This window comes from Alkalibacterium sp. s-m-28 (assembly GCF_054658175.1).
In genome coordinates this window covers 1-7,184 of record NZ_BAAGIQ010000094.1, presented here as the reverse complement: position 1 = coordinate 7,184, position 7,184 = coordinate 1, and the positions used below count along the sequence as shown (strand labels likewise).

Annotated in this window: 5 protein-coding genes; all 5 read right to left on the bottom strand. The window is 35.5% G+C overall.

Annotated features, from left to right (window positions below):
- Positions 1-524 precede the first annotated feature (524 nt).
- Entirely contained in the window at positions 525-2,267 is a 1,743-nt protein-coding gene (locus tag ACYQ4S_RS10065) for a hypothetical protein (protein WP_459770938.1), read from the bottom strand.
- Positions 2,268-2,616: 349 nt separating this feature from the next.
- On the bottom strand, positions 2,617-3,696 hold the full coding sequence (gene tnpB, locus ACYQ4S_RS10060; RefSeq protein ID WP_459770936.1) for an IS200/IS605 family element RNA-guided endonuclease TnpB: 1,080 nt from the start codon (positions 3,694-3,696) through the stop codon (positions 2,617-2,619).
- A 5-nt stretch (positions 3,697-3,701) separates the two neighbouring features.
- Complete coding sequence (gene tnpA / locus ACYQ4S_RS10055) at positions 3,702-4,103, bottom strand: IS200/IS605 family transposase (protein WP_346025139.1); 402 nt, start codon at positions 4,101-4,103, stop codon at positions 3,702-3,704.
- Positions 4,104-4,232: 129 nt separating this feature from the next.
- On the bottom strand, positions 4,233-4,694 hold the full coding sequence (locus ACYQ4S_RS10050) for an Abi family protein (RefSeq protein ID WP_346025140.1): 462 nt from the start codon (positions 4,692-4,694) through the stop codon (positions 4,233-4,235).
- An 854-nt stretch (positions 4,695-5,548) separates the two neighbouring features.
- The gene (locus ACYQ4S_RS10045; RefSeq protein WP_459770934.1) at positions 5,549-6,661 is read right to left on the bottom strand and encodes a plasmid pRiA4b ORF-3 family protein; all 1,113 of its coding nucleotides are present in this window, start codon (positions 6,659-6,661) and stop codon (positions 5,549-5,551) included.
- Positions 6,662-7,184: the final 523 nt, after the last annotated feature.

The window sequence follows — 7,184 nt, the reverse complement described above, 5'->3', positions numbered from 1 at the left end:
ATTTCTGGAAAAAGTCATCCCTTGCGCCAGCAATTGACTTTTTTGGAAATTTTAACGAAAACTACTTGTGATAAAAGTAACAACCTATAAAACCTATTTATTCTAAGTTTTATGCAACACTAGTGATAAGAAGTATTGATCCCACTTCCCGGGTTATAGGAACTCCACTTACACATTTAAAATCAGATTTAATAGAGAAAATAAGCGAAGTTATTCAAAACTTCTTCTAAAAAAGTTAATTATAATCAATAACAGCAGACAAGACACAAAGTGTGACATTTTGTGTCTTGTCTGCTGTTTTACATTTTATTTTTACACTTAGCACATCATATGTTTATTTTTACACTTAGCACATCATATGTTTATTTTTTCTTGAGAACAATTACTTTCAGCCTATGACTACTAAAATAAATGTAGATATTTCTGCTAGACAAAAATGTGACCTCATACTCTATAAACTCGTTTATACAATAACACGATTAATTCTATTTCTGTTCCTCTCGCTATTCGATTTTTTGTAAATCCTACAACAACTCTTTCACTTCTTTTCTAAAGCGGTTGAATCGGCTGTACTTTTTGAGATAGTCATTTGCGATTGTTTCTTTGGCTCCGGGATTACCCATGGATCCGATGAGTTCTCCGTAAGCGATGATTAGTTCTGCTGCTTTATGGTAGCTATTTCTAACTTTCTCCCTCAGCAATGCCTCTGTTCGTCTATCTAGCGTTTGTTTAATCCAATTCAGTATGTCTTCTCTTTCGGTTTCAGAAAGAGACGTTGTGTGTGTCAGCTGTCTGAACAGCCGGTTAAAAATGATTCGATCTCTTGGATGAGTCACTAAACGGCTCCTTACCTCATCCTCCATTATTCCTTTAACAGGTGACTCTTCGTCCGTTTGTCTAAGCAGCAGTAAAAATAATGGAATAGCTAGACCAATACTGTCATAGCTCCAACCAAGAATCGTTTTATTTTCTTTACAGTTTATGTAAAACGAAAAAGCATCCCCAGTAAAAAGTGGAATACTGTTATATTCATTTTCGGTCAATGTGTTTTCAGTTAAATAATTATCCCAATTCTTTTGATTAGTCTCTTTTGCTACATCATTAGACCAATAGTCTATTACCTTTTTTACTTCTTCACCAGGGTTAAGATAAGGTCTTAAATACAAATAGTTTATCGGACTTGAACGGTTAACAAAGGCTAAGTGTCTGAATCGTTTCATGTCAGAAGAATGGTTTAAGTGACTCGCAATCGTATAGCCAACCTCCATTATTTCTGACTTTATAAACAACTTCCCAGGCATATTCTCTCTAGCAAAATGGATGAATTCTAAAATGTCTTCGCATTCTTTTTGGGATAGTTGACTTACTTTTTCTTCTACCTCATTTGGTTTAAACCAGGCAACAAATCTCCCATCATTTAACCGCTCTTCAATATAAAGAAGATCCAGTTTATTAGCCAGCAAATTGAGATAAAGTTGAGGATGCTGCAGACCGAAACGTTCAATATTATCTTCTAAAAAGTTTATATTTTTGTATGAAGCACAAACCTGTATCAATGAGTCATATGCATGTCTTCCCGATTGTCTGATTAAGAAGTCAATCCACTCATCCACAAAACTAGCGGTATTAACTTCTTCTTTTCCGACTGTTTTCATCTTGTCAATATCAACAATATGGTGCGCTTTCATTACTTCGTATAGCTTTTCCAACCGTTCTTCTCCTGTATAACCCCTTGCTATAGCATACAGCCACAAGCGAATAAAAAAATCCCGGTCAGTATATGTCTGATCGAATAATTCTACATTTTCAAAAGTAGTGTCATAATGGATATCATCATACTGGTCTTCAAGAACAGCTAATGCAAAAATATCAATTGAGATTAAGTTAACTAACAACTCATTTGCTTCCTGATACATCTCTTTTTCTATTAAATTCTCTGCTAACTGACATGCCTCTTTAAACCCTACAAAGACATCTAGTGGGTCCTTTACATCAATGAATTCATCATCTGGTTCATCGTGCCAGTCATCATAGTACTCATTTAACACAAGATAGACAAACACTTCCTCAGAACGAACACTATTAATCCACTCTTCAAAATGTTCTATCTGTGTGGCTATTACCCGTTTGTCTTCAAATTCCGATTCATTGAATTGCTCTAAAAAATGATATCTGCTATTTTCTGGCAGTTTCCGAGCATAGTCTCTTATCCATGAACGAAGCATTTGTTCATCCATATTTTTTATTTGTTTATCAATAGCTTTCATAAAGGTTGTGTAATCCATAATGGTCTCCTTAGGATTTAATCATGGTCAGGAAGTTGTATACCGACTTTCATCATGTTATATCTATCTATACACATTAACTTCAGTAGTTTATCTAGTTCATTCGGATAAATTACATTGTACTTTTCAATTTCAAATTCCAAACCTACTTTAATATATACATAAGGATCTGAACTATCTATCATTCGTGAACTACTCGCCACTTAAATCCTTTGGATTTTGAAGTGGGGGCTTCCTACGAACTCCATTCTTGTCTGCACAGATTTCATACAGACAGAGGAATCGGATAGGGGTAGGCTCAAAAGGCAGTCCCTGCCTCATTGATTTTCTTTTACTTGGCCAACGCCAAGAGATTTTTGCTGGCATTGATATCTCTGTCAAGGCATTCCCCGCAAGTCGGGCAGTGCCATACCCGAATTTGGAGCGGTTTTTCCCCGTCTCGGTGTCCGCAACTCGAACAAATCTGACTGGACGGATAGAACCTGTCTGCTTTAATAATTGTCCGTCCTTTTTGCTTGGATTTATATTCCAATTGGCGGACGAATTCATACCAGCCTGCATCACTAATGCTTTTTGCCAGTTTATGATTCTTCATCAGATTCTTGCTGGACAACGTTTCGATAACGATGACTTGGTTTTCGTCCGTTATCTTTTTCGTCAACTTGTGCAAGAAATCTTTCCGTTGATTGGCAATCTTTTCGTGCTTTTTTGCTACCTTCAAGCGGGCTTTATTGCGATTCTTTCCACCTTTTTGTTTGCGAGATAAAGAACGCTGAGCTTTTTTGAGTTTCTTTTCAGATTTATACAAATGCTTTGGGTTTTTGTGCTTCTCTGTCTCACCTAAATCATTGGTGGTGATCGCAAAATCCGAAACACCCAAATCAATCCCGATCTTCCGTTCAACCCATTGGGGCATTTCGTCTGCTGATTCCACAAGAATGGATATAAAATACTTTCCCGATTTATATATTGAAATCGTACAAGATTTAATCTTGCCTTGAAAAGTACGATGCTGGACAAGCTTTACAAACCCGATTTTAGGCAGTTTGATTTTACCATCTTCAATTCGGATATTTCCCCCTTGATTGTTGGTGGTATAACTCGCTTTTGAACGGTGTTTGGATTTGAATTTTGGAAATCCAATGGATTTATCCCGGAAGAAATTTTTGTAGGCTCGTTCCAAATTCTGCTGAGCGTTCGCCAAAGCCAGACTATCAACCGCTTTCATAAAAGAAAACTCTTCTTTGTACTGAGCGGGCGTATTGTTGAGCATTTGTTTCGTCTCTTTATAGTGGTCGATCTTGTCGCTAAGCATTTGGTTATAAATGAAGCGGGCACAACCAAAACAGTTCGCAAAATAGTTTTTTTGTTCTTCATTTGGGTAGAGTCGATACTTATAAGCTTTTAACATATTCTTCACCTCACTTCGCCCTGGTTTTCGATATATTTTTTGATGACTTCAATTGGAGCACCGCCTGTTGTCATTAGACAGAAGCTTCTCGACCAGAACATTTCTTTCCATAATTTCCGCTTCACTTCTGGGAAGTTCTTTTTTATGAGTCGAGAGCTGGCACTTTTGTAGGCATTGATGAATTTGGATAATTCTGTATTAGGCTGGGCTTTGAACAGGATATGAATGTGGTCTCTTTCAACGTTCCACTCAATAAGGGTGATGTTGTATGTTGTGCTAATTCTTAGAAACATATCTTTTGCATAATCCGAAACAGAGGGGGTGATGACTTTTCTTCGGTATTTCACAACTAAAACCAGATGGTAATACATCAAGAAGACTGAATGATTATTGTCATCCAATTCCACTGTGGTCACTCCCTTTTTGTTGATTACTACTGATTATAGTATACGCCATAAAGGACAGATTAACCACCTCAAGCTATCGCTTGATCGACATTCATCTCCCAGTTTCACTGGTGCTTCGCACCCATGCGTTTAGAAGGGGGAGACTTCTTTCGGAATTACGTTAAACTTTCTAAACAGCTGATCAATTTCATATTCGCTTTTTCCTTGATAATAACTTCGTCTGCCATTCTTATAATTTTCTCGAATTAAATAGTTTCTCTGGTTAGATCCATATTTCTCACTAATCACATAACTAATCGCTGTTTTAATAATCCGTTCAAATTCGATAGTTGCTTTAAAGATAGAGTGCTGCAAATTTTTGTCAAATTGAAATAAAGCAAAAATTTGTTCAAAGGTCGTTCCGTCTATGTATCTTTCATTAGCAGACAGGCTTGCTTCTTCTAGGAACGAATCTTTGTAACCATTGATAATTTCATAGTAACCATATCTAAGAAGCTCACTTTCTGCATGTTCTTCAGAAAGAAAGATGAGACCTCTATCTTTTAAAATATTTATTTGTTCTTTAATCGTTTTGAACGGTTTTTCACCCATATTATTTTCCTCCTAAAACACAAAAGGAGTCCTTTTTACAGGACTCCTTTTGGTCGGCTGAACTTCAGCCCTTCATTAAGATTATCTAAATTATAATCTATTTTAGTCCTATTGTCAACTTTTTATCTTCTTGTTTGAAACGTATATAGACACCGACAGACATACAGAACGTACGTTCCTTATCTGTTTTTATTGTAGCATATTCACGATTATATGTATACAAATTTCCTGAATCATTTTCTATATAGTAGCGTTATACTCTTATAAGGTGTAATATCGAATTTTTATATATAACCTAAGTTCCCATAATTTATAACTAGGTCAATTTAGAAATGCTGTAATATCAAGGTCTGGCCGTGATTTTTTTAAGAATACATCGTTATACTTTTAAAAATTGTAACGACGTAACTTTACAGTATTTGCGCGGAATTTCGTAGTTTCTCGTTACACAATCCGGGAATTCAGGATATAATGATTCTTTAAGAATAAAGAGCTGGAGTAAATACTTCCTACCAGTGCGGTTTAAAAAAAGCAAACCCTACCTAGAAGGTTTGCTTTTTGACTCTATCAGGTTTCATTTTTCCTAACATTTCAGCTACTGCTTGTATATTTTTATTGACTTCCATCTCGAAGACGAAGGATGTTCTTATTTTCTAATTTATAGCTGGTATAACTGCGCTTAAATGAATCAAAGTACTCTATTTCAAAGCAAAACAAATCCGCTAAAAAAGCTGTATCAATAAGAATAGTTAAAGCTTCTATTTCTAATAAATCGATTTTTTTGGTTCAGGCATCACTAACTTTATTTGTCCAATATTCTTAGAGAAAGAATCAATTTCACATTTATAAGATAATCAAAATCTATCTATACTTCTATTTATCCAATCCATCGAATGGATAGATAATCGATTTCTGTATCTCTCACTCCAAAGCGAAAAGTGGTCGTATTGTTCATCGGTAGGATCAGACATGACCCGTTTGAATTCTGCGTAACCGCCAGTTCCTCCTACATTTTCAGGTACCGGATCGCCTTTCATTTCTACTACACGTGCTGTGCGAAGAGTGGCATTTTCAATAATTTCAGTCACTTCAATCTCATGTATCCAATCATCGCCAAAATCGTATTCATAAGTAAAAACGTCTCCTGAACGAAGGTATTCAATCAACTGCACATCTTTATCGTACTTCATAATTTGAAATCTTTCTTTATACCCAAAAGACTCATCATCATCTACTAAACAAACGGACATGTCATTCGGTCTATCAAAAACAAACTGATGCAAGTGATAATCGTTCCACATAAATGCTTCTTGTATAATACGATGCAACTGATTAAATGTATAAGTCATAGGAACATGCAGTTTTCTGATGACATCTGGTTCAGTATCTAATTTAAGACTCACCTTTAATTCTACAACTGGCGGTGTGAAAATAAGGTTCTCACCTAAACCGTTATCGCTTAAAAAGTTTTCCCATTTATTTAAAGGGGTATCTGTTGATCCATCAGGATTAGTGAGCATTCGGTTATTCACTTTTTCCATTAATTTCAACTGCAAAATCGTTTCATCATCATATACTCTAACTGCTGATTTCAAAAAATCTACTGTATCTTCTAAGTAACTCACAAGCCCCGGATTCTCTTCTTTTATAAAGGTAATATCCCGACTCTCTATTTCGTCCTCTATCTCCATCTGCTTTACCCAGTTAAGACCTAAATAATCAAAGTAATTGTGTCTGACATAATCAATAATTCTCTCGATCTTACTCAGTTCCTCTTTTTTGAGAGGCCAAGCTACCAGCGTGAGTAAGGTTTCAGAATGCATAAGCACTTGAGCTTTTCTTCTATTTAAAATAACGACATGAGCTACCCATGAACTTCCGCTGCTTTCATGTGAACTCATTGCAAGAGACATCCCTTTTGCCTTTTCAATCTCTGTAATGTATTTTTCTGTAGCATGAATGAGCATTTATTTTTCCTCCTGAATATTTTTTTTGGAAACACTAAAGCTGTTTCTAATGTTATTTTTAGTCTCTCTTATTCAGACTTATTTGTATACAAATTTGGGCAATACTACTACTTTTAAACCACTTTTCCATTAGCTTGTGGAACTTTCAGATTCATGAGCCATGTCGGAGTTTCTTCTGGCTGCAGAGTTATTTTTCTTATTTAAAATAATGTATGGACGCAGTTTTTTATTGCTCAACCAATCTGAATAAGCATCAGTATCTTCTTCTATAGAATTGAAAATGCACATTTCTATCCAGTACTCACAATTATTGACTTGAATCAGCATTATCTAAGGAAGTTGTATTAATTTTTCTGTAAACTTCTTAAGATAATGAGTTTTCTGAAGAAGTAAGACCATTATCTCTAGCTACTCCTGAAGATTAGTCGTTAATCTTCAGGAGTTACCAATCAAATTGCATTGACTCCTTACAATAAGCGGTTATTTTTCGCATCCGAAAAATGTCATCTAGAATCAGCCTCAA